The organism is Rothia sp. LK2588, from assembly GCF_040946465.1.
Lineage (GTDB): Bacteria > Actinomycetota > Actinomycetes > Actinomycetales > Micrococcaceae > Rothia.
The window spans coordinates 328,593-353,289 of the sequence record NZ_JAYWLS010000002.1 but is presented as its reverse complement, the minus strand read 5'-3'; the positions used below and the strand labels follow the sequence as shown (position 1 = coordinate 353,289).

Genomic DNA, 24,697 nt, shown 5'->3' with positions numbered 1-24,697 from the left:
ATGTCTGCCCGCATCATCAATATCGTCGGCACCGACACCGACGTCGGAAAAACCATCGCCACCGCCGCCATCGCCGCGGCACGGATAACCCGCGGCGAGAAGGTAGCGATCTTCAAACCCACCCAAACCGGACTGACCGCCTCGTTGCCCGGGGACGCCCAACTGGCCGCCGCGCTCTCCGGGGCAGAAGCCTTCGAAGGCGCGCGGCTGCGCTACCCCATGGCACCCGTGGCCGCCGCCCACCGGGAGAACAAACCCCTCCCTGAGCTGCGCGAACACCAGGACCGGGTAGAGGATCTGCTGGGCCGCTTCGATACCGTGCTCGTCGAAGGCGCCGGCGGGGTGCTGGTGGACCTCGCCGAGCCGCTACCGGCGTCCGCGGGGGAGTGCCGCAGCCAGAACCAGGCCGATCTGATGCTCGCGCTCGCCGCGGTGGGCGTACCTATGGTCACCGTGATCGTGGCCCGGGCAGGGCTGGGAACCCTCAACCACACCGGGCTGACCGCCCATTACCTCGCCTCACGGGGCCTGGACGTCACGGGGATAGTCATCGGCGCGGCCCCCGCCCACCCTTCGCCCGTGGAAGCGAGCAATCTGGAGCACCTCGAACGGAGCGGGCTGACGATACTCGGCGCGATCCCCGAGGGCACGGGCAAGGGCTTTATCGTCGGTGAAAACGAGCGCGTGCTCCACAGTCCGGAGGAGATCGCAGAGTTTCGCGCGCAGGCGCCTAGCTGGCTACCCGGTCTGGCGTGACCCTGAGCTAGGCACCCAGCAGGGGAGAGATCGCCAGGAACAGCACCGCCGCGACCCCGAAGCACATGGGAACGGTGGCGATCCATGTCAACAACACCTTGGCCACTACCGACCCGCGCACCGAGCTGAATCGCTGGTTCACGCCCGCGCCGAGCACGGCGGTGCTGGCGATATGCGAGGTCGAGATCGAGGCGTTGAGGAAGAACTGCGTCAGGATGAACACGAAGGCCGTGGTTCCCTGCGCCACCGCACCACGGAACGGGTCCACTCGCACCATGCGGTGCGCGAAGGTGTACCCGATGCGCCAACCGCCGAGCATCGTCCCGAAGGTCAGCAGTAACGCACCGACGACGATGCCCAGGACGTCCCACATCGGGTGCGGTGCGATGCCCGCACCCAGCAGCGCCAGCGTGAGGAACAAGAACACACGCTGGCCGGTCTGCACGCCGTGAAAGAGCGAAATCGTGGAATTCGCCACCGACATCACGTGGCGGGAGACCCTGTTGACGGTGCGCGGGTAGGAGTTCTGGGCGATGCTGCTCAGCGGGAAAACCAAGGCCCACGCGAGCACGAAAATCAACAGCGGAACGAGCAACAGCGGGACCAAGACAAACTCGTTGACCGATTGCGTAAACGGCGAGGGAACGCTGAAACCTACCGCTCGCGCGGCCCAGGCGGCGCCCAACAACCCGCCGATCACCGCGTGGGTCGAGGACGACGGCATCCGCAAATACCAGGTCATCAGCGACCAACCGACCTGCGCCAACAGCGCCATCGCGAGGATCGCCAGACCGACCCCGCCCGCCGGCAACGCCAACCAGTCGCGCACGTAACCGGCCAAGAAAATGCCGCTGGTCAACACTCCGATGAAGTTGAACGCGGCACACACCCGCAGGGCCGCGGTCGGCGTGAGCGCGCGCGTCCGCACCGGCACGGCCACCGAATTCTGGGCATCGTGAAATCCGGAGGTCACCAGATACCCGGCGATACCCACCAGACAGAGCACAAACAATACTGCGGTCACGGGCTAGGATTCCTGGACGATGATTCGGCCGATCTGGGTGGACACCTCACGCATGGCCTGGGCGGCCGCCTTCAGCTCGACCACGAATTCGCGGGTCTTCAGGTAGCGATCGCTCTTATAGGTAGCGAGGATCTCGGCGACGTAGGCCTCGGACGTGCGGGTGGCCTGTCGCGAGATGCGCAGCATATCCATCCAGTACTGGTCCAGGCTCTTGACCTCTTCCACCCGGGGCAAGATCGCGGTGGTCAACACGGCCTGACGTTGAATGATGTCGAGCAGGGTCGTCGCGTGAGAGGTGAAGCGGTCGATCGAGTGTAGCGACAGCACGTGCCCGGCTGAGGTGAGACGCTCGGTGGCGGCCAACAGGCTGTTAGCCAGCGAATAGAGGTCTTCTCGGGGAACCGGAGAAACGAAGGTGCTCCGCACATGGGTCATGGTCTGGATGAAGAGATCCTGGGTCTCGGCCTCGTGTTCGACCATGGCCTCGAAGAGCTCGTCGTAGGAATCAACCCCGTTGCTGCCCACCATCTCGGAGAGCAAAGACGAGGCGTCTGCAACCTTGCTAGAGAGCTCCGCCAGAGAACGTAACGAGGTGTTCTCGTGGGGGAACAGGTTCTCGAACATGGTTCTCCTGATGATGTGGGCTCAAGGGGACGTGATATATAGACACCATATATCGGCCAGGTTAACAACACGACAGATCGGGCGTAGGGGTGATCACATTTCCACAGCCCCATTTTGGTGGGTATGCGTCGTGCCAGGTCAGACGCAGATGGTTAGGTTTGTGCACACAAAAATGTCCGCATCTCTTCAGAAGAGATACGGACATTTTCACTCACAAGGTTAGCGGTGCCAGACTGGGAGCGCCTCTCGGCGAAAGGCCGCTCGAAGCGGCTAAATAATGGAGCCCGGGGCTACCTATTAGCAGCCTGACACCTACCTTTAGTTTTCTCTTTTTGGCCGAGGGTGTCAAATCATTTTTCTCCGCGCCGGCCGGTCGCCCAGGCGAGCAGGCTGCCGGCGGCAGAGCGACTAGGCGAGGGTCCCGGCGCGCCATTTCGCCGCGCAGGTTTCTAGCTCCACGGCGGTTCCCGTCAGGTTCCGCGCGTGCTCCTCTAGAGCCCGCGCGCGGGAGGCCGCCTCGGTGCGCACCTCGTGGCTGGGGGCGCTGTGCGGATGCCGGGGCGCGGTGTCCTGAAAAGCGTGTTCGGAGCGGAGCGTGCCCGGTTCGATGCTGCGCGCGGTGGCCACCTGACCCGCGGCCACCACGCGGCAGAAGGCGCCGAAGCGTTCGAGCGCGATGTCGAACTCGCCGGTGTAAGCACCGGTGAGAATCTGGTCGGCGGTCACCACGATCTCGTGCTCGCTGGGCGGGTCGGCCACGCCGGAGACGACCCGCGCCGTCCAATCGGTGTGCATGCCCCGCTCGTAGAAGCGGGCGATCTTGGTGGGGTTCTTACGCACGGTGTCGCGTAGCGCGTACATGCGCCAGAGGGCGCCGGGCAAAGAAAGGGCGGGGGCGTGCTTCCACATCGCGGCGATAGTCTCGAGGCCGAACACATCGGTGAAGGCCACCAGTCGTTCGGTGGCATGTGGGTCTGCGGCGGCGCGTCCGCGGTGCACGATCGCGTGGGCAGACTCGTGGGCGGCGAGGTTGAGCGCGGCCGGGTCTTCACCGCCGGTGTAGTGCTCGAATTTCTCGGTCGAGAACTTCACCGGGCGGTGATGCCGTGGGGTCTTGTCTGCCGAAGTCATGCCTTCCAGTGTAATGGGGTGCGGCGGCGCTCGCCCGGCGGCGGTTTCTAGGATGCCTGGATCGGAAAGCGCGTGGTTCGGGTGATGATCGCGGTGAAGATGAGGGCCGCGATGAGACCCGAGAGGGTTTGCCCGGCGAGCACGGCCACCTGCATCTGCGCGGCCAGGGTCGGGGACGCCCCACCCATCAGCGCTCCGATGAAAGTGCCGGGCAACGTCACCAGGCCGGTGGCTTTGGTCTGATCGAGACCCGGGGTGAGTGCCTCGCGGATCGACTCGCGGCGGACGTCCGCGAACGCGACGGGGCTGGGGGCGCCGAGGGCCCACCAGCCCTCGACCTCGCCCACGCGGTGCTTGAGTTGGGAGACGAAGTGGCGGGTGGTGAGGGTCACGATGGTCATGGTGCCACCGATGATGATGCCGCTCATCGCGATGAGGTTCTGGGTGGTGAACTCGATGAGGCCGAGGGTGAAGATGCCGGCGAGGGTCAACAGCGATCCGGTGACGATGCCGAGCGCGGCGGCGACCTTGCCGCGGTGCAGATGGCGGGCGTGTTTGCCGGAGGTCAATGACGCGGTGGTGAGCATGACCGCGATGAAAAGGGGAGCGGCCGCGGGGAAGGCGAAGATGCCGCGCAGTGCCAGGGCGATGATCGCCAGCTGGACGACGGCGCGGAGGATGGCCACGTACGGCAGGGTTCCGATGCCGATATGGAAGGTTCTAGCCAGCGCGTAGGTGGCTGTGACCAGCACAAACACACCTGCCAGGTGGGGAACCCAGTGTTGCAGGGAGTCGAGCACGGTTTCAGTGTACGACGGCGGTGCCCGGCGTTCGCGTAGGCTCGGTGGCTCATGTATAATCAAGAGCGCTGTGTTTTTCGGCTGGCCCGAAAGACCGGTGGATGCGCCTTTAGCTCAGTTGGTAGAGCATCGGACTTTTAATCCGTGGGTCGTGGGTTCGAGCCCCACAGGGCGCACCAGCTATATACGCAAAAACCCGCTCTGACTTGGTGAAACAAGTTGGGGCGGGTTTTTCGTTATCGGGTGCGGGTCGTCTGGGAGGTCTAGCTGCTGGGCAATGATGAGTATTTTGGTGCCTTTCCGGTCATAAAACTTCCTGCCCACTGCTTCTGACCGTGAATCGTTCGAAATGACCGCGAGGTGGCGGCCATTTCGCTTAATTCGCGGTCAGAAGCGACGGGTCAGGAGGTTTGCGACCACGAAAGCCCCTTAATGACCGTATGCAGCTGGTTGATAAGGGACTTTCGCGGTCGCAAACGCTGAGAGGCATCGACCCCGTTGAAATATTTCGTAATACTTTACACGTAAAGTATTTATTTCTGTTGCGAGGGAGTATTGTTAGAGATATCACGAAATGTAGCTTCAAAGGAGAAGATAACAATGGCACGCACCTTCGATACGGTCACTGTACTCGGTACCGGCGTCCTGGGTACCCAGATCATCATGCAGGCAGCCTGGCACGGCAAGAAGGTCTTCGCATACGACGCCTTCCCTGCCGCCCTCGAAAAACTCTCTGACCGCTGGGCTTGGATCCGTCAGGGGTACGAGCAGGATCTCCCCGATTACACCCCTGAAAAGTTCGACGAAGCCCTCACCCGCATCGTCCCCACCAGTGACCTGAAGGAAGCCGTCGGCGACGTCGACATCGTGATCGAGGCCGTCCCCGAGAACCTCGACCTCAAGCGCAAGATCTGGGCTGAGGTAGGAGAGCTGGCCGACGAGCGTACGTTGCTGGCCACCAACACCTCGTCCTTGTTGCCCTCTGACTTCGCCGATGCTAGCGGCCACACCGACCGCTTCTTAGCTATTCACTACGCCAACCGCGTCTGGACCCGAAATACCGCTGAGGTGATGGGCACTGCCAAGACCAGTGAAGAGAGTGTTCAGGCTGCCATTCAATTCGCAGAAGAGACTGGCATGGTTCCCGTGCACGTGCGTAAAGAACAACCCGGGTACCTGCTTAATTCCTTGTTGATTCCTTGGTTGCACGCCGGCGCCAAGCTCTATGTCACCGAAACTGGCACCCCCGAAGAAATCGACAAAGCCTGGACCATTGCCACCGGAACTAAGGCGGGCCCCTTTGCCGCTTTCGATATGGTGGGCTTCAACGTAGCCTCCCACATTGCACTAGCTAACGACGATGAAACCGTTCGTGAGTTCGGCACCAAGCTCCAGAAGGCTCTGGACGCCGGCTTCAGCGGGGTGGCCGACCGCAAAGGCTTCTATCTCTACGACGAGAACGGCAAGATCACCGGCGCCAACGATTACTGGACCGAGGACTTCGACAAGTAATCCCCGGCCGGTGAGCCTATAGCAACTGCCCGTGGTCGTCCTGATACCCCAGGACGCCCGCGGGCAGTTTTCGTGTACCGCGGCAAGTGAGCCACCTACAATGAAGCCATGCGCACCCTCACCGTCCAAAGCTTCGGCTTCACCCCGATGAAGGGCACTCGGCACGCGCCGCAACCGCCCGCTCCGATCACCGCCCAGGGCATGGTCGGGGACCGCTTCTATTGCCTGGTTGACGTCGAGAAGAAAACGGTCTTGCGCACCATCGGTCATCTCGAACTCATGCAGGTGGTCTGCACCTACCGGCCCGCGGCGTCCGAGGCGGAGCTTCCTCCGCTGCTCGTCGAGATCCCCGGCCACCCACCGATCACCGTTGACCGTCCCCGGGAACTGGGGCGGCTGACCTGCGACTACTGGGGCCGCGAGACCACCCTGACCCTCCTCCACACCGAGGCCAACACCGCCTTCTCTGAGTTCCTAGGCAAGCCGGTGACCCTGGCCCGCGCCGAACCCAACGAGGTGGTCTACGGTGGCCCCTTCACGCTCGTCGGCACCGCCACCCTCGAAGAGCTGGGTCGTCACCTCGACCACCCGCTGCTGACCGAACACGCCCGCATCCGCGTCACCTTCCTCGTGGACACCTCCGAACCCTTCGAGGAGGAACGCTGGCAGGACGACACCCTGCGGCTTTCCGGCGCCGGCTTACCTCCCACGCAATTTCGCGCAGGGCAACCCATCGGCCGGTGCGCCGTCATCGACGCGAACCCGACCACCGGCGTCCGCGATGTGGGCCTCTTCAAGCTGTTGACCGCAACCCGCCCCCGCAACCACCGCGGCGAACCGGTGCTGGGGATCGAACTCTTCCTGGCCTAACTTTTCATGGATTTGCACCCTTAAAAACGGTTTTTAAGGGTGCAAATCCACGAAAAGTTAGGGAAGACCCCGATAACCGCGCGGGATAGAGTAAAACCATGACCGACCACAAGATCTTCATCAAGACCTTCGACGAGCTCACCACGCTGGAGCTCCACAACATCTACCTCACCCGCGGCCTGGTGTTCACCGTCGGCCAGCAGATCACCGAGCAAGAGATCGACGACGTCGACCTCGTCTGCCACCACCTCTTCAGCACGAACGACGACGGCAAAGTCATTGCCTATCTGCGTATGTACGATCTCGGCAAATACGCCGACGACTCCCACGAGATCACGCCCGGCGCCTGGACCATTGGACGCGTGGCCGTGCTCAACGAGGCGCGCGGCACCGGCCTGGGCCGCCGCATCGTGGCCGAAGCCATCGAGTGGATCCGCGAACACACCGAGGCCGAACGTATCGAGATCTCGGCGCAAAAATACCTGGAGCACAGCCTCTACGGCAAGGCCGGGTTCGTGACCGAGGGGGAGGCCTACCAAGAGGCCGGCATCGAGCACGTGCACATGAACCTGGTGCTGCGCGAGAACCGCTAGCCCGCCCCGCGGCACCGTGGTAAAACCCCAGACCGGGAAAACGCCACTCACTCACCCCACGAAAAAGCCCCGCTCCTCGACAAGAGGAACGGGGCTTTCTGTACCCTAGGCGGTGCCGCGGATTACTTGGTGATCTTCACCAGCGCATCGCCGGGGGTGACGTCGCCGGTGAGGCCGTCGACCTCGGCGAACTTCACGGTGTTGGTCACCAACACGGGGGTGGTCAGCGGGTAACCGGCCTTCTCGATCACGGCGCGGTCGAAGGTCAGCAGCGCCTGGCCTTCCTGCACCTGCTCGCCCTTGGCAACCTTGACCTCGAAGCCTTCGCCGTTGAGGTTCACGGTATCGATGCCAACGTGGATCAACAGCTCGGCGCCGTTCTCCAGCTTCAGGCCCACAGCGTGGCCGGAGGCCGGGGTCGCGATGACCTTACCAGCGGCGGGAGCGTAAACGGTGTCGCCGGTGGGTTCGATAGCCGCACCCTTACCGAGCTTGGCGCCGGCGAAGATGGGGTCGGGAACCTCGGAGAGCGGGATAGCGCGACCCTGCAGCGGGGAGCCGATCACGATCGAGTTGTCGTTGTTGCCCCAGGGGGTAGTAGCACCGGACGCCTGGTTCGACTCAGCGGCAGAACCGGCGGCGGGAGCGGCAGCAGCGTTCTCGTGTGCGGCGTGAGCGTCCTGGGTACCCATGCCAGCGGCGTGGGAACCGGCAGCGTGCGAGCCAGCAGCGGCACCGGTACCGGCGGCAGCGGCGGTGGCTACACCTGCGTGATCGCGCTCGTTGCCCACGGGGGCACCGGTCTCGATCGGGTCAACGGCGTGGGTACCGGCGGGAGCCAGTTCCGCGTCGGGATCGGCGGCTACGCCGTCGCGTTCGTTGGCCTCGTGAGCCAGGCGGTCAGCCTTGGACTCGTAACCGAAGATCAGCACGCCGGCCATTGCGCCGAAGAAGGCCACGGCCAGACCCAGCATGTAGAACGGGGCGGGCTGCATAGCCGGGATCGACAGCAGCGAGGTGAAGGCGAAGGCGTAGGACTTCACACCGAGTAGCGAGATCAGCGCACCACCGATAACAGCGGGCACGAGGATCAGCGGGAACACGCGCTTGTAGCGCAGCACCACACCGTACAGGGACGGCTCGGAGATACCACCGAGCAGACCGGAGAGCGATGCGCCCACGGCGGTCTGGCGGAGTTCCTTGTTGCGACGAGCGCGGATGGCAACACCGGTTACCACGCCGAAGACGGCGAAGTTGTAGGCACCCATCGGGGACTGGATGAAGTCGAAGCCCTCGGTCTGCAGGTTGTTGATCATCACTGCGTTCAGCGGCCAGTGCAGGCCCAGCGGAACCATGAAGAGGTAGGTACCGGCGATGACTGCACCCACGAGCCAGGGGGCGATGCCGTTGAGCCAACCGAACAGGTCAGAGATGCCCTGACCCAGCAGAATGCCGAAGGGGCCAACCAGCAGAGCGGTCAGCGGAACCATGATCAGCAGCGAGATCATGGGCACGAAGACCATCTGCAGCATGGTGGGGATGATCTTCTTCAGCAGGCGCTCCAGCGGAGCCAACAGGGCAACGGCGAAGAGCGGAGGGAAGACCTGGCCGGTGTAGGAGAACAGGTACAGCGGCACACCCCAGTCGCCGATGTGGAACAGGGTGATGTAGTTCTGCCCCTCGGGCAGAATCTCGGAGAGACCGCGGAAGGCGTCGGTCATGAGCGCGGCCGGGATGGCTGCGCCGACCCACATGTTCGCGCCCAGGCGCTTTGCGGCGGTGGCACCGATCATGATGGGCATGAAGTTCAGCACCGACAGCGCGGCGGCCAGCAGCAGGAACCAGAACGGGAACTGCATGCGCCACTGGTTGAGCATGTCGGCGTTGGCAGCGGCGTCACCGAGCTTGGGGCCGTTGACGAGGTCTTTGTTGACGATTTCGCCGGCGAAGTTGGTGTACTCACCGAAGAAGTGAAGCTGCTGCAACAGCACGATGAGGGTCAGGATCATGGACGAGCCGAGCAACGCCCACAGGATCGGACGGAACGAGTCGGAGAGGACGTCGAACATGCGGGTCAGCGGGCTGGCCTTTTTCTCCTCGGTGGCGACGGCCGCGTTGCGGCCTGCACCCTTGGCGGCGGAGCTTTCGCCCACGTTCTCCATGCCGGGCAGCTTGACCATTTCGTTGTAGACCGACTCGACCTTGTCGCCGAGCACCACCTGGGTCTGACCGGACTGTTCGAGGATGGAGAGAACGCCGGGGGTCTTCTCGATCTTCTCTTTGTCAATGGCGGCGCGGGACTTCGGGGTCACACGCAAGCGGGTTGCGCAGTGAGTGAAGTGCGAGATGTTCTCGGGGCCACCCAGACCCTCGAGGATGCTCTCGCCCATAGCTTTATTGCTCATGGCTTTCCATTTCTGAGTTTGCGGTGGATCGCGCCCGGTCTTTTAACACGAAAAAAGACCCGAGATGCACGTTCTCCCGAGACCCACCCGTTATACAGGTGTGCCAATGTCCACCCGGTGGGGTGTTCGGGTGCCTCAGGGGAATCCGCCGGGGCTTTCGCCACGGTCAGGCCCTGCGGCCGTGTACCTCAGGTCTTGCCTGCTGACCAGTAACAATCCTGTGTGTAACTTCGGCGTCTCACACTCACCTCGGGGGGCGAGGGCTCAACGCGTTCGGCTCACACTATACTCCGCGCGATCGCGTGTGCGCAACAGGCCGCTAAGAGGGGCTGCACCGGGGCGCCTCGCACTCTGTCGAGGCGTCCTTGGCGCGCCGGTTAACGGGCCGCCGCAGCCGCCGCGACCACCTCGGGGTGGCGGCGGGTCATCCAGCGGTTGTGCAGGTGAAGGTTAATCTCCAAGGCGATGATTCCGGCCAGCCCCAGACCCAGCGCCCAGAGCCCCAGCGAACCGGTGGGTAGCTGGAAGCGGTGGTAGTCGGCCAGGAGGGGCACGAAGAGGGAGACCACCAGACCCGCGTACATCAGCGCGATCAGACCCAGGCGGTAGGGCTTGAGGGGGCGGATGACGGTGGTGATGTTGTAGACACCCATCAGCACCAGCGTGATGAAGGTGGCGGCCTGCACCTGCTCGTCCGTCACAGAGCCGCCCAGGGAGCGTCCTACAAAGTTCACCGCGACCAGTGCCGCAACAATGAGCGCCGCCGCCGGGATCGCGTAGTGCAGCGCCCTCGAGAGGAACCCGGAGACGTACTTGCGGGTGTTGGGGAACATCGTGATGAAGAAGGCAGGGCCGCCGACGATCAGCAGGTCTGCGGTGGAGTACTGACGCGGCAGGAAGGGGAACTTCCAGCACAGCACACCCAGGATCACGCCGAGCATGATCGCGAAGGCGGTCTTGGTGAGGAAGAGGTTGGTCACCCGCTCGATGTTGGCGATGATCTTGCGGCCCTCGGCCAGCACCGAGGGCAGGCGGTCGAAGCGACCGTCCAACAGCACCAGACGGGAGACGGCCTTGGTGGCCGGCGCCGCGTTGCCCATTGCGATGCCGAGGTCTGCGTGCTTGAGCGCCAGGGCGTCGTTGATGCCGTCACCGGTCATCGCCACGGTCTTGCCGTGTTCCTGCAGAGCCTGCACCATGCTCTTCTTCTGCTGCGGGTTCACGCGGCCGAACACCGAGTGGGCCAGTACCGCCTCGGTGAGCTCGGGGCCTTCGTCGGGCAGTTGAGAGGCATCGATAGCGGTGGCGTGCTCACCCATACCCGCCTGCTTGGCGGCGGCGGCCACGGTCTGCGGGTTGTCACCCGAGATCACCTTGGTTTCGATGCCCTGAGAGTGGAAGTATCCGATGGTCTCGGGGGCCTCGGCGCGCACCTGTTCGCGGAAGGTCACCAGGCACTGCGCGGTGGCGTGGGAGGGCAGACCGGGCAACACCGCGCCGGAGGCATCGCGGTTCAGGCCGGGAGCGTGGCTGATCACCATGGTGCGCAGGCCGGACGCCGCCAGCGACTGGGCGCGCGCGAACTCGGCGCTGTCGCGGGGTAGCAGGGCCTCGGGGGCGCCGAGAATCCACGCACCGGAGTCGGCGAACTCCACAGCGGAGAAACGCGCCGCCGAGTTGAAGGGCACCTGCCCGGTGGGCTGCGCCTCGGGTGCGCGGTCGAAACCGTGGGCCAGGGCCGCGGCGGTGGGATTGGCGTTGGCGTCTGTGCCGAACCAGGCCAGCGCGGCTTCACCGGCGGGGCTAAGGCCGGCGTCCTGATCGGCCTCGTTCAGCGGCATGAGGCCGTTGAAGCGCACCCCGCCCTCGGTCAGCGTGCCGGTCTTGTCGAAGCAGATCACGTCGACGCGGGCCAGCACCTCGACGGCGGGTTGCTCCTGAATGAGCACCTCGTCTTGGGCGAGCTTCACGGCGGCCGCGGCGAAGGAGAGCGTGGTCATTAGCGCCAGACCCTGCGGGATCATCGAGGCGATGGAGGAGACCGCCACGAGCATCGCCGACTGCCAGTGGTTGTTCTGCAACGCGTAGGCCCAGCCACCGGCGGCGACCATCTGGCCGTTGAGCACGATCGCGATGATCGGGATTAACGCCCAGGTGATCCAGGTGACCACGCGGTCCAGGGCCGCGCGTAGCTCCGAGTTGATGGTGGAGAATTTCTTGGCTTCGCGGGAGAGCTTGGCCGCCCGAGACTTCGCGCCGACGTGGGTGAGGCGGGCCCGACCGGTGCCGCCGACCACCGAGCTGGCCGAGAACAACTGATCACCGGGGGCTTTGGCCACCGGGTCGTTTTCACCGGTCAGCAGGGACTCGTCCAGATCGAGTCCGTCGGAGGTCAGCACGGTGGCATCGGCGGGCACCTGATCCCCGCGGCGCAGCTCGACGACGTCGTCTTGCACGAGCTTGTCGATGCCGAGCTGGGTGCGGGCGCCGTCACGGATGACGGTGATGGGGTCGCGGCGAAGCAGAGCAATCTGGTCGAGCTTCTTCTTCGCCGAGTACTCCTGCACGAAGCCGACCACCACGTTGGCGACGGCGGCCAGCAAGAACAACAGGTCCATCCAGCTACCGATGATGATGACCACCACGCCGCAGAGCCCGAGTACCAGGTTGAACAGGGTAAACAGGTGGGTGCGGATGATGGTCAGCGTGGAGCGAGAGGTCGAGTCGTCTTGCACATTGGCTAACCCGAGCCGGGCACGATCTTCGGCCTCGGCAGTAGACAGCCCGGTTTCGGCCTCAGTGGCGATGCGTGACGGTGATGCAGTATTCACGGCGTGGCTCCAGGGGGTCGGTGCGGGCTGTTCTATTTTTCTAGGCTAGTGGGAGGCGTGGGGGAGTACCTCATACCACGGGACGATTCCGCCCCACCGCCCGGATGAGATCCGGGCTCAGTGGGGCGGCGAGGGGGTTACTTTTCGTCGAGGACGTCGTCGATATCGTTGGCTGCTGCGGCCACCTTACGGCGTTCCTTCACGATCTCGAAAATCACCGGAAGCACCGAGACGAACACGATCACGATGACGATCGCCTCGACGTTATCGCGGATGAAGGGGATTGACCCGAGAAAGACGCCGGCGAAAGTCAGGATCAGCACCCACGACAGGGCGCCGGTGATGTTCCACTTGGCGAAGTCGCGGTAACGGTACTGGGCGATGCCTGCCGCGAGCGGAACGAAGGTGCGCACCACGGGGACGAAGCGGGCCAGCACCAGCGCCTTGCCGCCGTACTTGGCGAAGAATTTCTCGGCGGCGGCGAGGTTCTGGGTGTTGAGGACGCGCCCGGTCGGCTTGAAGAAGCGGCGGCCGAACTTGTGGCCGAGAAAGTAACCGACCTGGTCGCCAAGCACCGCGGCGATGCACAGGCATAGGAGCATGATCCAGAGGTTCAGGTGCAACTGCTGATGCAAGAGGCCGAGGGTGAAGAGCAGGGAGTCACCGGGCAGGAAGGGGAAGAGTACACCGGACTCGATGAATACCATCAGGGAGACGACGCCCAGGGCCCAGGGGCCGGCATTGTGGAGCAACTCTTCGAGGTTGATGCCGAGGAGTGCAACGGGGGTGTGGACGAGGTCTAACTGGGTAGACAAGCTCAACAGGTCGCTCATGAATGCCTTTTCGCTGGGATTTCATCGATGGAGGGCGGGTTCTTGGAACCCGTATAGTCTGAGGCGATTCTACCCGCCGCCGACTGAAGCTTTGCTGAAAGGGAAAGGCTGAACAGCTGTGGGTTTGACTACGGTACTGTCGCTGTTGCCCACATAGACTGGTGAGCATGAGCAACACCGAGACCCAACACCTGCACACCGAAGCCCAGGAGCTTTTGGGCAAACTCACCGGCAACCCCGCCGCGCAGTTTCACCCCGGTCAGTTCGAGGCCATCGAGGCCTTGGTGGCCCAGCGCCGCCGGGCCCTGGTGATCCAGCGCACCGGCTGGGGCAAATCCGCCGTCTACTTCTTGGCGGCTTTGCTCATGCGCCGCCGCGGGGCTGGGCCGGCGCTGATCGTCTCGCCTCTGCTGGCGCTCATGCGCGATCAGGTGGAGGCCGCCGCCCGCGCCGGGGTGCGCGCGGCGATGGTCAATTCCGCCAACGTCACCGATTGGAACGAGATCAAGACCCAGATCGATCACGGCCAGCTCGACGTGTTGCTCGTGGGCCCTGAACGCCTCAACAACCCCACCTTCCGCGACGAATGGTTGCCGCAGATCATGCGGGATCTCGGCCTGCTCGTGGTCGACGAAGCCCACTGCATCTCCGACTGGGGCCACGACTTCCGCCCCGACTACCGCCGCATCCGCTCCATCATCGCCTCACTGCCCGCCAGCGTTCCGGTGCTGGCCACCACCGCCACCGCCAACGAGCGGGTGGTGCATGACGTCACCGAGCAGCTGGGTGTGAGCGATAATGGCGCACCTGCCCAGGAGGTGTTCGTACTGCGCGGCCCGCTGTCCCGCTCGTCGCTACGGCTGGGAGTCCTGAAACTTCGGGGCGCGCAGACGCGGTTGGCCTGGCTCATCGAGCACCTCAATACCCTGCAGGGTTCGGGGATCATCTACACCCTGACGGTCTCCGCCGCTCAAGACACCGCCGCGGCGCTACGCGAGGCCGGGTACAACGTGTTGCCCTACACCGGTGGCACCGACGCTGAAGAACGCCGCGAGGCCGAAACAGCCCTCAAAGAAAACCGGGTCAAGGCGCTGGTGGCCACGAGCGCCCTCGGCATGGGCTTCGACAAACCCGACCTCGGGTTCGTGGTGCACCTGGGCGCGCCGTCCTCGGCCGTGGCTTACTACCAGCAGGTCGGCCGTGCCGGACGCGGTGCCATCGACGCCGACGTCCTCTTGCTACCCGGCGCCGAAGACCGCGATATCTGGGAATACTTCGCCACCGCCTCGATGCCTACCGAAGAGAACACCGGCCAGTTGCTGAACGCGCTACGGGAAGCCACCGAGGCCGGGCAGAGCCTCTCGGTGGCCGCGCTGGAGACCCGGGTGGACGTCCGCCGCTCCTCGATCGAGCTCCTGCTCAAGGTGCTGGCTGTGGAGGGCGCGGTGGAACGCGTTGACCGCGGCTGGGTGGCCACCGGCGCGCATTTTACCTACGACGCCCCGCGCTACGAGCGAGTGGCCGCCGCCCGCGTTCACGAACAAGAGGCGATGTTGGCCTACGAGACCACTGACGACTGCCGCATGGTCTTTCTCGCCCGCGAACTCGACGACACCACCGCCACCGCCTGCGGACACTGCGATAACTGCGCCGGCCCCTGGTACCCGAGCCAGGTCAGTGAGAACGCCGCCAGCGCCGCCCACCAGAAACTACAGCAGGCCGGGGTGCCGATCGACCCGCGCAAGATGTGGCCCACCGGCCTCGACCGCTTGGGAATCACCGAAAACGGCAAGAAGCTACCCGCCCGCATCCCCGCCGAGGAACAGGCCGCGCCCGGGCGGGCCCTCGCGCGTCTCTCCGACCTCGGCTGGGGCAACCGCCTGCGCGAAATCTTCGCCGCCGATAAAGCCGGCAACCCGCGCGACGGCGCGATTCCCGCCGATCTCGGCAAGGCCTGTGTACAGGTGCTGGGTGCGTGGGACTGGAGCGAACGCCCGGTAGCGGTGATCTCGATACCCTCCCCGGTGCGGCCTCGGTTGACCTCATCATTGGCCCGCGGCCTGGCGCAGGTGGGTCAACTACACGACCTGGGGGAGTTGCAGATGCAGGCCGAACCCACGCACTTCGGCGGCAACTCGGCCTTCCGCTGCGCCGGGGTGTTTCACGCCTTTGCCCTGACCGATCAGCAACGCGAGTACCTTTCCGCCACCCCCGGCCCGGTACTGCTGGTCAGCGAGGAGGTCGACTCCCGCTGGACGTTCACCGTCACGGCCCGCCAGCTTCGCCAGGCGGGGGCGACCGCGGTGTTGCCCTTCGCGCTCGCCGCACGGTAGGGGGTAGAGATGGAATTTCCGAACTACCGTCGCACGAGTACTCCGGTGAACCCCGTTCACGAGCAGTGGATGGATCTCGCCCTCGAGCAGGCGCGGCGTGCCTTACCTGCCGGGGACGTCCCCATCGGGGCCGTCGTGGTGGACGCCGCCGGTCAGGTGATTAGCGCCGGCTTCAACCGCCGGGAGGCCGACGCCGACCCGACGGCCCATGCCGAGGTGCTGGCCATCCGGCAGGCGGCAGCCGCCCGGGGGAGCTGGCGGTTGGACGACTGCACCCTGGTGGTCACGCTGGAACCGTGCATCATGTGCGCAGGGTCGATCTTGCTGGCCCGCCTGCCGCGGGTGATTTTCGGTGCCTGGGAGGAGAAAACCGGGGCGGCCGGTAGCCTCTATGACGTGCTGCGCGACCGTCGCTATCCGCACGAGGTCGAGGTGATCACCGGCGTGCGGGTGGAGGAATCGGTGCGATTACTTCGCGAGTTCTTCGCCGCTCACCGGGGAGAGTGACCGGGGCATGGGGTATCTTTTTATCTAGTTCGGTGCGTCTACCCGCTAGGCTGAGGGTGCGCACATTGCCCACGAATGTCACCGGAGATCTGCTAACCCATGACCGAGCCTCGCGAGCCTGCGGCAGCCGCCGACGCTTACGCCTACCCTGAGCCCGCAGTCGGCGCCAGAACGCGCCGTCCTGGCCGCACGAACAAGACCCAGTTCAAGCTCTTTCAGGCCGCGCTGGAGATCATGAGCGAGAAGGGGCCCACGGCAACCACCGTCGAAGAGGTCGCGGTGAAGGCCGGGGTGTCGAAGGGCACCGTCTACTACAACTTCGGGTCGAAGAAGACGATGGTCGACCAATTGCTGCAGTACGGCGCCAAGCTACTCCGTGACGAGATTCGGGCCGGGGCGCAGAAGACGGATCCCCGCGAGGCCCTGCGCGGTGGCGTCTATGCGGCCTTTAAGTACCTCGAGGAACACCCGGGTTTCGCACGACTGTGGATCGCCGAGGTGTGGAAGGGCCCGGAGTCGTGGAGCGAGAGCATGGTGGGTGTGCGCCGCGACCTGATGCACGAGGTGGAGTCGATGGTGAACGCCATTCCCTCCCGCTACACCGTGGACACCGCGCAGGACCCGGCGGCGATCGCGGTGGCTATCTTCGGCGCCACGTTCATGCTGAGTATGGACCGGGAGGTTCACCAGGCAAAGCGCTCCGCCGAGGACGCCACGCGTGCGGTGATGCTCACAGTTGACGCTTACATCGCTCGATAGATTTGAGAACTGGCGTGCGAGCCGGTAAAGTAACTGCAGTTGGTGACGTGTCCGAGCGGCCGAAGGTGCAACACTCGAAATGTTGTGTACGGTAACCCCGTACCGAGGGTTCAAATCCCTCCGTCACCGCCACTGCTAAAAGACCCCGGTTTCCGGGGTCTTTTTCTTTGCCCAGAACAGACCCGCCGTCAACTGTGGTGCGGCAGTTGCGCTCTGGGAAGCTGGCCGCGTGACAGGGTGAAACTAGTGGTAGCTTGAAGGTATGCGTACTACTGTTCTTAACCACCCCCTGGTGGACCACAAAGTATCCGTCCTGCGTCAGAAGGACACCCCCTCGCCCATCTTCCGCCAGCTGGTCGGTGAGCTCGTCTCCCTCCTCTCCTATGAGGCCACGCGCACCATCCGCACCGAGGAACGAGAAATCGAGACCCCGGTGGCTAAGACCACCGGCAAGATGCTGACCAACCCGCGCCCGCTGGTAGTTCCGATCCTGCGTGCCGGTTTGGGCATGCTCGAGGGCATGACCCAGCTGATCCCCACCGCCGAGGTGGGTTTCTTGGGCATGGCTCGTAACGAAGAGACCCTGGACATCGTCACCTATGCGGAGCGTCTTCCCGAGGACCTCACGGGTCGCCAGGTGTATGTGCTGGATCCGATGTTGGCCACCGGCGGCACCCTGATCGAGGCCATTAAGTTCCTGCGCAAGCGCGGTGCCGAGCACATCACCTGCCTGTGCATCATCGCGGCTCCGGAAGGCATCAAGGCCCTGGAGGCCGGCGTGGAAGGCATGGACAACGTGGACCTCTTCTTGTGCGCCAAGGATGAGCGACTCAACGAGAAGTCGTACATCGTGCCCGGTCTGGGCGACGCGGGCGACCGCCTCTACGGTTTAGCCGACTAAGAATGTAGAAAATCCCCTCGACACCCCTTAATAACTGACAAAGTGCTCTGACACATATTCGTCATCATCAACCTCTGTAGGTTGTACGCGGCGGAAACCGTGTCGAGCGCGGGGCGTCGAGGGGATTCTTTTGCAATTTTTTAGAAAAGCGATGGTGTGGCTGTGACGAGGCGACACGTGGTGATCCAGCTAAAAGAGCCGGAAATTCTTGACTTTAAAAATTCTCCTGTTCTTTTCAGCGAATATCCGGACAAAATGTATATTCAATACGCTATATGAAGCTCTGCTTCTGAATAACTCTGCAAAATGTGAATACTTATTCATCATTTAATGAGACGCCCGAGGTGTCTCAGGCCATATTGTTGAGCAATCGGCGCGCCGAAAACTGCAAAAAGTCGTAATTGTTACTTGATTTATGTGGCGATTCAGATAACGATTAAAGGTGTACATAGATACAATCTCCATCGTGAGAAATCAAATCTCACACTGATAAAAAATTTATCAGCGGGGTTACACACACAAGCGGAAGAACAGGTAACAAAATGTCCGGTGCTCCTGGATATGTGCATATCTCGCAGCGTAAGAGTTCTGTTGCTCAGCGCTCGTTGGCTCAATCTGTCTCCGCTCAAAGCTCCCACGGCGTCAAACACCCCGCCAACCTGCGTCCGATGACCATGGCCAACGATTCCACGCAGAAGCGTAGCGGGGCCCACGAAAGCGAAGCCCGCGGGTTCGTTCTCTACGTCGGCCTCTCCGAAGAGGCCGCCGCGGCCAACGGCACCTCGCTGGTGCGCATCGTCCAAGACCTGCGCGCCTACGCCCACAACCTGGTGCCGGAGGTAGACTCCTACGCCGCCGTCGCGCTGGCACCGGCAGATGCAGAAGGCACCGACCTTGAGGTTGTTCGCAATGCTCTGGGCGATCCGACCGCCGTGCATCATCAGCCCGAGACGATGACCGCATCGCGTAGCTCCTCCGAGTCGAAGCCGGCTCACACCGTGGGCGTGCTGATCGACCTCTCGCGCCGCGAGGTCTTCCTCGACGGTGAGATCCTCAACCTGACCTACAAAGAGTTCGAGTTGCTGAACTACCTCGTCGAGAACGGCTCCCGCACCGTCAACCGCGAAGAACTTCTCGATAGCCTGTGGCGCGATGCCGAGGAGATCCCGAACGAGCGCACCATCGACGTGCACATCCGCCGCCTTCGCTCGAAACTGGGTCGCCTCTCCAACACCGTGCGCACCGTGCGCGGCCAGGGCTACCGATTCTACGAGCACCCCGAGGTCGTTGTGTGGGCGGCCCCCGAGTACTCCATCTAAATCTCTCCGGCCTCACCGGAACCGTCGGTTATGGCTTTAGTATGCTGAGGTTATGACTCAGCTGACCACCGAAACCGTCGGTACCGGCCCGCGCCGCGTAGCGTTCCTCCACGGGCTCATGGGCCGCGGCAAAAACTTTACGACCGTAGCCAAAGCCATCGGCGACGACTTCACCAGCCTGCTCGTCGATCTGCCCAATCACGGTTCCTCGCCCTGGACCGAGACCTTCGACTACGACGAGATGGCAGAGATGGTGGCGCAGACCCTGCAGGCCGACTTCGCGGCGTCCGGCCCTGTGGACGTCATCGGGCACTCCATGGGTGGCAAGGTGGCCATGCGATTGGCTCTCCACCACCCCGACCTCGTGCGCCGTTTGATCGTGCTGGACATCGCGCCCTCGTCCTCCCGCGGCAACTTCGACCACCTCTTGGGCAGCATGCTCGCGCTCCCGCTTAACGAGATCTCCACCCGCGGGGAAGCGTCCAAGGCTCTGGCCGAGGCGGTACCCAACGAGGGCGTGCGCGGGTTCTTGTTGCAGAACCTGAAGAAGACCGACGAGGGGTTCGCCTGGCAACCCAACCTCACACTGCTCTACGACTCGCTCGGCACCGTCATGGGGTGGGAAGAAACCCACGAGAGTTTCACCGGGCCGGTGCTGTGGGTGGCCGGTGAGAAGTCCACGTACATCACCGAGGCTGACCTGCCGGTCATGCGGGCCCTGTTCCCGCGCGTGCGCAAGCTGACGCTCAAAGGCGCCGGGCACTGGGTGCATTCGGAGAAACCCGCCGAAACCGAACAACTCATCCGCGTTTTTCTAGGATCCGAGGAGGGCAACAATGGCCGCTAACGTGCAACGACATGACGCCAAGACCCTGATCATCATGCGCCACGCGGAGGCAGACTGGGGCATGGACGACTTCAACCGCCCTCTGACCAAACGTGGGGCGGACCAGGCCTCGGCGGCGGGGCAATGGTTGTTGACCAGCGGGAACGTGCCCGAGATGATCGCCTCATCCGCGGCGTTACGCACCCGCCAAACCACCACGTGGGTCTCCCACGCGCTGGGGGAGAAAGCGGCCACGGCATCCCTCGACGAGCGGCTCTACAACGCGCCGGCGTCCGCGATCACCACCGCGATCAACCACGCACCGAACACGGTCAACTCGCTCATGGTCGTCGCGCATCTGCCGGGCGTGCAGGACGCCGCGATGCAACTCATGCACCCCGATTCCGACTACGAGGCGGTCATGGATATCTCCTACGGATTCCCGCCCGCCTCGATCGCGGTGTTCGAGGTGCTCTCGGACTGGGACGAACTTGTCGACGGTCAGGCTCGTCTGATCGCTTTCAAGACCTTCTAGAGGTACTTCTTCGCGAAGCGCTCGACCTGCGCCGGAGGACCGCTGTAGAGAATCGTGCTGTCGGCATCCACGTCGATGACCTCGGGCAGGCGGTGCCAGGTACCGGAACCGTCTTTGTACGAGGTGATCGAGACGTTGAAGCGGTCGAAGATCTCCTGCGGGGTGAGCTTCTGCCCGACCAGCACCTCTGGGGCCGTGGACATCACGATCACGTTATTGCTATCGATCTGGATGTATTCCTTCAGACCGCCCTGCAGCAGGTGAGCTACGCGGCGGCCCATATCTTTCTCAGGGTAGATCACGCGAGAGACGCCCAGCTGCTGCAGGATCACGCCGTGCTGATCCGAAACAGCCTTCGCCCACAGGTTCTCCACGCCCTGGCGCACGAGCCACGAGGTGGTGAGAATGCTGGACTCCAGGTGGGTTCCGATGGCCACGACGATCTGGTCGAAGTCGAGGATGTCGAGCTGTTCGAGCACCTCCGGGTTGGTGGCGTCGGCGGCCACCACGTGGCTGAGCTGATCGTTGAAGGCCTGAACGATCTTCGGGTTGGAGTCGATGCCCAGCACCTCGGCGCCGTCCGACATCAGCTCCAGTGCGATGGACTGGCCGAAACGACCCAGGCCGATCACAGCCACCGACTTTGCGGTGGAGACGTTCTCGGAGTCGAACAGATGCAGTCTTTTCTTCTTAACCAATGATCGGCCTTTCTTTGGGAAGTTCGTAGAGTACCGGCTTGCGGCGGTGGGCGAGGGCGGCGGCGACGGTGATGGGGCCGACGCGTCCTAAGATCATCAAGATGATGAGCGCGATTTTGGCGGCCTCGGGCAGAGCCGCGGTGATACCGGTGCTCAGACCCACGGTCGCGAACGCCGAGACCACTTCGAAGATGACTTGGTCAGTGGTGAAGTTGGTGAGCACCATGAGTACGAAGGTGCTGCAGAAGATCAACGCCACGCTCAACAACACGAGCGTGATGGCCTCGCGGTGGACGCCGCGGTCGAGTCGCTTGCCGAAAACGTTCACCGCGCCTTCACCGCGGATCTCGGTGAGGGCGATGAAAAACAACACAGCGAAGGTGGTGATCTTGATGCCGCCGGCGGTACCTGCGGGGCCGCCGCCGATGTACATCAGCACGTCGATGATCATCAGCGTGGCCGGGTGCAGGTGGGCCATATCGATGTTGTTGAAACCGGAGGTTCGGGTGGCCGCCGACTGGGCGAAGCTGTTGAGGATCTTCGTGGCGGGGTCCATGGCACCGAGGGTGTGCGGGTTGTTCCACTCCATACCGGCGATCGCTAGGGTGCCCAGCGGGAGCAACACCGCGGTGCCGACGAGAACAAGTTTGACGCCCATGCTCCAACGCCGCGGAATGCGCCAGTATTTACGGAGCTGCACGAGCACGGGAAAACCGAGGCCTCCGATGATGGTCAGCAGGCTCAGCGGGATAAGGATGAAAGGGTCGTCATGGAAACCCATGAGGTTGTCGCTGTAGAGCGCGAAACCGGCGTTGTTGAAGGACGACACCGAGTGGAAAACACCGTGCCAGAGGGCGCGGAGGGGGTCGTAGTGGTAACGGATCATGAAGCGCGCGGTGAGGATGATGGCCCCTGCGAGCTCGAAGAGGAGCGAGGTCTTGATAATTCCAAAGACCGCGGCGCGGATATTGAAGATTCCGTTGCCGCGGACCTCGGCGGAGGTCTTGAGCTTGGTGTTCAATGAGAGGTTCTGCAACAGCGAGGCGCCGATTGCGGTGGCCAGCGTCATCACGCCGAGGCCGCCGATCTGAATGAGAACCATGATGATGAAGAGGCCGAACGGGGACCAATAATTGGGGGTATCCACCGTGGAGAGACCGGTGACGCAGGTCGCTGAGACTGCAACAAAAAGGTCGTCGAGCAGATTGTTCGACGACGGGACTTGATGCGAGAAAGGCAACAAGAGCAAAATCGTTCCGCACAGTATCACGACGGAAAACCCGGCAAAAACACTGAGCTGCGGATTTACTTTTTTCACAGAGAACAATCTAATTTTGTTCGACACCTTAAGCAATTGCACCTGCGGTGTGTGGCGTCACGTGTCACATTGACGAGGTGACTGCGCGCTCGCGGTTATTGTTCTCGCGACGGTTGTTATCAGTCTGTTATCACCAAATGAAAAAGACCCCCTGTTTCTCCTAGTCAACTAGAAGAAACAGGGGTCTTTATGCGGCGGAGACGGGGGGATTTGAACCCCCGGTCGAGTTTAATCCCGACCCTTCATTAGCAGTGAAGTCCATTCGGCCGCTCTGGCACGTCTCCAAACCCTGTGCGACGGTAGCTCGTCAACAGGCGCTACAGCCAACACAGTATTCACCATACTAGCGGCTCGGCGAGGGCAGGTCAAAGCGTTGGCACGGGGAGGGTGGTGCTTTGTCCACCTATTTTTTCCTGCCTCCGCTCACTCTTTTACTTACCATGCGTCACGTCCCTACCCCCATCGAGGGATAGGGGTGCCGTTCAAAAACTCAAGTGCAGCCCAGTCAAATGATGTGAAATTTCGTTCTGAACGCTTGTGCTGATAGCGCCTTTTGCTCTACTCTGTAATACAAACTTGTGGGGCGCGTCACTGATGTTGCGTCCTGGCTCGGCTCAAAAGGGCGGGTACACACAGATATGACCTGATAACTCCAGGAGGTAAATGGGCATGGCGTCGTCATCTCGTACAGTAAAGGCCGAAGGGCCTTTTCTGGATCGCATTGGAATCCCCGGTGTACTCAAGTGGGGCTTTTTAGGCCTGTTGATTTTTCAAATTGGCCTCGGTGTGGAGGCTAACTTCATTACCCCGCATCTAGTGAAGGTGCTGGGTAGTACTGAAGCCACTGTTTCATTCATCATTACCGCGTACTCTCTGGCTGCTCTCATTGCCAGCTATCTCTCCGGTGTACTTTCCGACTTGATGGGGCCGAAGAAAGTTATGATGATCGGCTTCGTGATGTGGGCGATTTTCCAGGTAGCCTTCCTTCTTTCTCTGGGCACGGGGAGCTACTGGCTTGTTGCACTCACCTATTTCTTCCGCGGTTTTGCATACCCACTCTTCTCCTTCTCCTTCTTGGTGTGGGTCAATATCACCGCACTGCCATCAATGGCGGGGACCTCTGTAGGGTGGTTCTACGTGATGTTTACCGGCGGTCTACCCACTATTGGCTCACTGGTGGCGATTGCCTCGATTTCTGCATTCGGTGGTGGCACTGCAGGAGAATATGGCGCCATGTGGGTCGCGCTGGCTTTGGCTGTGATCGGTGCGCTGATGGTCTTTCTCGGATGTCGTGCAGAGAACGGATCGCGTCGTATCGCCCCAGCTGACGAGTCCACTTCGCAGGTACTGTTCTCTGGGGTGCGTTTACTCTTCTCGAACAGCAAAGTGCTTCAGGGGTTCTTGATTCGCCTGATCAACACTGCTCCTCAGTTCGGTATGTTCGTGATTTTGCCCGTTGTAATTGCCGATGAATTGGGCTGGGGGCAGTCGCGCTGGTTGCTTATGACCACCTTCATCTTTGCTGGCAACATCCTCTTCAACGCGTTCTTTGGCAATGTGGGTGACCGCATCGGCTGGGTCAACACCGTACGCTGGTTTGGCATCTTTGCCTCTGCTTGTGGCCTGTTGCTCTGGTGGTATGTGCCGCATATGGTTCCAGCCGGTTCAACCTGGGGTTACGTAGTCTCAGTGATTGCCGGCGTCGTCTTCGGTATCTGTCTGGCAGGTTTTGTGCCTATGGGCGCGATCATGCCGGCAAACGCGCCTGATCACCGCGGTGCTGCCATGGCTATGTACACTACCGCCGCGGGTGGAGCAGCGTTCCTTGGTACTTCGGTGGTCTCTATCGTGCTGTCGATTACTGGCGCGTTGGGCATGAGCGCCTTTGCGCAAAAGTCAGCCGTCATTTGGGTCTTTGTGGCACTGTACGCTAGCGCGTTCGTTATGGTTGGAAACCTGCGCACCGAACAGGATGACCCGGTGAAGCGACAACAGATGCGTGAGGCTGACACTCAGGCGTTGGCGATTCAAGCGGCCAACGAGCGTCGGGTTCACATTAACAATCAATAATCAAATATGAAAGGCTCGTATGTAATAGCATACGAGCCTTTCATATTTGCGT

General features: G+C 62.5%; 21 protein-coding genes and 3 tRNA genes. 14 read left to right on the top strand and 10 right to left on the bottom strand.

From position 1 onward, the window contains the following. Entirely contained in the window at positions 1 to 756 is a 756-nt protein-coding gene (gene bioD / locus VVR12_RS05990) for a dethiobiotin synthase (protein ID WP_368550255.1), read from the top strand. A gap of 7 nt (positions 757 to 763) precedes the next feature. Here bioD and VVR12_RS05985 read toward each other — a convergent pair whose 3' ends face one another. From VVR12_RS05985 to VVR12_RS05970, 4 genes are all read right to left on the bottom strand, one after another. Continuing rightward, entirely contained in the window at positions 764 to 1,780 is a 1,017-nt protein-coding gene (locus VVR12_RS05985) for an anion permease (protein ID WP_368550254.1), read from the bottom strand. A 3-nt stretch (positions 1,781 to 1,783) separates the two neighbouring features. After that, the gene (locus VVR12_RS05980; protein ID WP_368550253.1) at positions 1,784 to 2,404 is read right to left on the bottom strand and encodes a DUF47 domain-containing protein; all 621 of its coding nucleotides are present in this window, start codon (positions 2,402 to 2,404) and stop codon (positions 1,784 to 1,786) included. A 408-nt stretch (positions 2,405 to 2,812) separates the two neighbouring features. After that, positions 2,813 to 3,535 carry a histone acetyltransferase gene (locus VVR12_RS05975; protein WP_368550252.1) on the bottom strand — a complete coding sequence of 241 codons (723 nt, stop codon included), beginning with the start codon at positions 3,533 to 3,535 and terminating at the stop codon, positions 2,813 to 2,815. 47 nt (positions 3,536 to 3,582) lie between these two features. Continuing rightward, the gene (locus tag VVR12_RS05970) at positions 3,583 to 4,398 is read right to left on the bottom strand and encodes an ABC transporter permease (protein ID WP_368550251.1); all 816 of its coding nucleotides are present in this window, start codon (positions 4,396 to 4,398) and stop codon (positions 3,583 to 3,585) included. A gap of 40 nt (positions 4,399 to 4,438) precedes the next feature. Here VVR12_RS05970 and VVR12_RS05965 point away from each other — a divergent pair. The 4 genes from VVR12_RS05965 to VVR12_RS05950 all read left to right on the top strand — a co-directional run bounded on the left by VVR12_RS05965 (position 4,439) and on the right by VVR12_RS05950 (position 7,310). Continuing rightward, positions 4,439 to 4,514: transfer RNA gene (locus tag VVR12_RS05965), tRNA-Lys, on the top strand. 421 nt (positions 4,515 to 4,935) lie between these two features. Next, complete coding sequence (locus VVR12_RS05960) at positions 4,936 to 5,847, top strand: 3-hydroxyacyl-CoA dehydrogenase NAD-binding domain-containing protein (protein ID WP_368550250.1); 912 nt, start codon at positions 4,936 to 4,938, stop codon at positions 5,845 to 5,847. Positions 5,848 to 5,955: 108 nt separating this feature from the next. Continuing rightward, entirely contained in the window at positions 5,956 to 6,717 is a 762-nt protein-coding gene (locus VVR12_RS05955) for an MOSC N-terminal beta barrel domain-containing protein (RefSeq protein WP_368550249.1), read from the top strand. Positions 6,718 to 6,815: 98 nt separating this feature from the next. Further along, positions 6,816 to 7,310, top strand: coding sequence for a GNAT family N-acetyltransferase (locus VVR12_RS05950; protein WP_368550248.1), 495 nt, complete (start codon positions 6,816 to 6,818; stop codon positions 7,308 to 7,310). Positions 7,311 to 7,432: 122 nt separating this feature from the next. On the opposite strand, the gene VVR12_RS05945 is transcribed toward VVR12_RS05950, so the two are convergent. The 3 genes from VVR12_RS05945 to VVR12_RS05935 all read right to left on the bottom strand — a co-directional run bounded on the left by VVR12_RS05945 (position 7,433) and on the right by VVR12_RS05935 (position 13,379). Further along, positions 7,433 to 9,715: a glucose PTS transporter subunit IIA gene (locus VVR12_RS05945; RefSeq protein ID WP_368550247.1), complete on the bottom strand. Its 2,283-nt coding sequence runs from the start codon at positions 9,713 to 9,715 to the stop codon at positions 7,433 to 7,435. A gap of 377 nt (positions 9,716 to 10,092) precedes the next feature. Further along, positions 10,093 to 12,546 carry an HAD-IC family P-type ATPase gene (locus VVR12_RS05940; protein ID WP_368550246.1) on the bottom strand — a complete coding sequence of 818 codons (2,454 nt, stop codon included), beginning with the start codon at positions 12,544 to 12,546 and terminating at the stop codon, positions 10,093 to 10,095. 137 nt (positions 12,547 to 12,683) lie between these two features. Then, complete coding sequence (locus VVR12_RS05935; RefSeq protein WP_368550245.1) at positions 12,684 to 13,379, bottom strand: VTT domain-containing protein; 696 nt, start codon at positions 13,377 to 13,379, stop codon at positions 12,684 to 12,686. 167 nt (positions 13,380 to 13,546) lie between these two features. Here VVR12_RS05935 and VVR12_RS05930 point away from each other — a divergent pair, with 167 nt between their 5' ends. From VVR12_RS05930 to VVR12_RS05895, 8 genes are all read left to right on the top strand, one after another. Beyond that, entirely contained in the window at positions 13,547 to 15,712 is a 2,166-nt protein-coding gene (locus tag VVR12_RS05930) for an ATP-dependent DNA helicase RecQ (RefSeq protein ID WP_368550244.1), read from the top strand. A 9-nt stretch (positions 15,713 to 15,721) separates the two neighbouring features. Further along, positions 15,722 to 16,219, top strand: coding sequence for a tRNA adenosine(34) deaminase TadA (gene tadA, locus VVR12_RS05925; protein WP_368550243.1), 498 nt, complete (start codon positions 15,722 to 15,724; stop codon positions 16,217 to 16,219). Between the two features lie 99 nt (positions 16,220 to 16,318). Continuing rightward, positions 16,319 to 16,978 carry a TetR/AcrR family transcriptional regulator gene (locus VVR12_RS05920; RefSeq protein WP_368550242.1) on the top strand — a complete coding sequence of 220 codons (660 nt, stop codon included), beginning with the start codon at positions 16,319 to 16,321 and terminating at the stop codon, positions 16,976 to 16,978. Positions 16,979 to 17,019: 41 nt separating this feature from the next. Next, positions 17,020 to 17,110 (top strand) — tRNA-Ser (locus VVR12_RS05915). 130 nt (positions 17,111 to 17,240) lie between these two features. Beyond that, positions 17,241 to 17,879: a uracil phosphoribosyltransferase gene (upp, locus tag VVR12_RS05910; RefSeq protein WP_368550241.1), complete on the top strand. Its 639-nt coding sequence runs from the start codon at positions 17,241 to 17,243 to the stop codon at positions 17,877 to 17,879. Between the two features lie 542 nt (positions 17,880 to 18,421). After that, entirely contained in the window at positions 18,422 to 19,198 is a 777-nt protein-coding gene (locus tag VVR12_RS05905; protein WP_368550240.1) for a winged helix-turn-helix domain-containing protein, read from the top strand. A gap of 52 nt (positions 19,199 to 19,250) precedes the next feature. Next, entirely contained in the window at positions 19,251 to 20,045 is a 795-nt protein-coding gene (locus tag VVR12_RS05900) for an alpha/beta fold hydrolase (protein ID WP_368550239.1), read from the top strand. Next, on the top strand, positions 20,035 to 20,559 hold the full coding sequence (locus VVR12_RS05895) for a histidine phosphatase family protein (protein ID WP_368550238.1): 525 nt from the start codon (positions 20,035 to 20,037) through the stop codon (positions 20,557 to 20,559). The genes VVR12_RS05900 and VVR12_RS05895 overlap by 11 nt, the downstream gene beginning before the upstream one ends. Here VVR12_RS05895 and VVR12_RS05890 read toward each other — a convergent pair. The 3 genes from VVR12_RS05890 to VVR12_RS05880 all read right to left on the bottom strand — a co-directional run bounded on the left by VVR12_RS05890 (position 20,556) and on the right by VVR12_RS05880 (position 22,859). Next, positions 20,556 to 21,257, bottom strand: coding sequence for a TrkA family potassium uptake protein (locus VVR12_RS05890; protein ID WP_368550237.1), 702 nt, complete (start codon positions 21,255 to 21,257; stop codon positions 20,556 to 20,558). The two genes, VVR12_RS05895 and VVR12_RS05890, sit on opposite strands and share 4 nt — an antisense overlap. Then, positions 21,250 to 22,497: a TrkH family potassium uptake protein gene (locus VVR12_RS05885; protein WP_368550236.1), complete on the bottom strand. Its 1,248-nt coding sequence runs from the start codon at positions 22,495 to 22,497 to the stop codon at positions 21,250 to 21,252. Before VVR12_RS05885 ends, VVR12_RS05890 begins: the two co-directional genes overlap by 8 nt. A 273-nt stretch (positions 22,498 to 22,770) precedes the next feature. Then, positions 22,771 to 22,859 (bottom strand) — tRNA-Ser (locus VVR12_RS05880). Positions 22,860 to 23,244: 385 nt separating this feature from the next. Between VVR12_RS05880 and VVR12_RS05875 the strand changes: the two genes are divergently transcribed. After that, positions 23,245 to 24,645, top strand: a complete 1,401-nt coding sequence (locus VVR12_RS05875; protein ID WP_368550235.1) for an RbtT/DalT/CsbX family MFS transporter — start codon at positions 23,245 to 23,247, stop codon at positions 24,643 to 24,645. Positions 24,646 to 24,697 lie beyond the last annotated feature (52 nt).

Bases quoted from the DNA above. Each gene is read 5' to 3' on its own strand.
- bioD (WP_368550255.1), top strand. From the start codon at position 1: ATGTCTGCCCGCATCATCAATATCGTCGGCACCGACACCGACGTCGGA.
- VVR12_RS05980 (WP_368550253.1), bottom strand. From the start codon at position 2,404: ATGTTCGAGAACCTGTTCCCCCACGAGAACACCTCGTTACGTTCTCTG.
- VVR12_RS05975 (WP_368550252.1), bottom strand. From the start codon at position 3,535: ATGACTTCGGCAGACAAGACCCCACGGCATCACCGCCCGGTGAAGTTC.
- VVR12_RS05960 (WP_368550250.1), top strand. From the start codon at position 4,936: ATGGCACGCACCTTCGATACGGTCACTGTACTCGGTACCGGCGTCCTG.
- VVR12_RS05955 (WP_368550249.1), top strand. From the start codon at position 5,956: ATGCGCACCCTCACCGTCCAAAGCTTCGGCTTCACCCCGATGAAGGGC.
- VVR12_RS05950 (WP_368550248.1), top strand. From the start codon at position 6,816: ATGACCGACCACAAGATCTTCATCAAGACCTTCGACGAGCTCACCACG.
- VVR12_RS05945 (WP_368550247.1), bottom strand. From the start codon at position 9,715: ATGAGCAATAAAGCTATGGGCGAGAGCATCCTCGAGGGTCTGGGTGGC.
- VVR12_RS05935 (WP_368550245.1), bottom strand. From the start codon at position 13,379: ATGAGCGACCTGTTGAGCTTGTCTACCCAGTTAGACCTCGTCCACACC.
- VVR12_RS05930 (WP_368550244.1), top strand. From the start codon at position 13,547: ATGAGCAACACCGAGACCCAACACCTGCACACCGAAGCCCAGGAGCTT.
- tadA (WP_368550243.1), top strand. From the start codon at position 15,722: ATGGAATTTCCGAACTACCGTCGCACGAGTACTCCGGTGAACCCCGTT.
- VVR12_RS05920 (WP_368550242.1), top strand. From the start codon at position 16,319: ATGACCGAGCCTCGCGAGCCTGCGGCAGCCGCCGACGCTTACGCCTAC.
- upp (WP_368550241.1), top strand. From the start codon at position 17,241: ATGCGTACTACTGTTCTTAACCACCCCCTGGTGGACCACAAAGTATCC.
- VVR12_RS05905 (WP_368550240.1), top strand. From the start codon at position 18,422: ATGTCCGGTGCTCCTGGATATGTGCATATCTCGCAGCGTAAGAGTTCT.
- VVR12_RS05900 (WP_368550239.1), top strand. From the start codon at position 19,251: ATGACTCAGCTGACCACCGAAACCGTCGGTACCGGCCCGCGCCGCGTA.
- VVR12_RS05895 (WP_368550238.1), top strand. From the start codon at position 20,035: ATGGCCGCTAACGTGCAACGACATGACGCCAAGACCCTGATCATCATG.
- VVR12_RS05875 (WP_368550235.1), top strand. From the start codon at position 23,245: ATGGCGTCGTCATCTCGTACAGTAAAGGCCGAAGGGCCTTTTCTGGAT.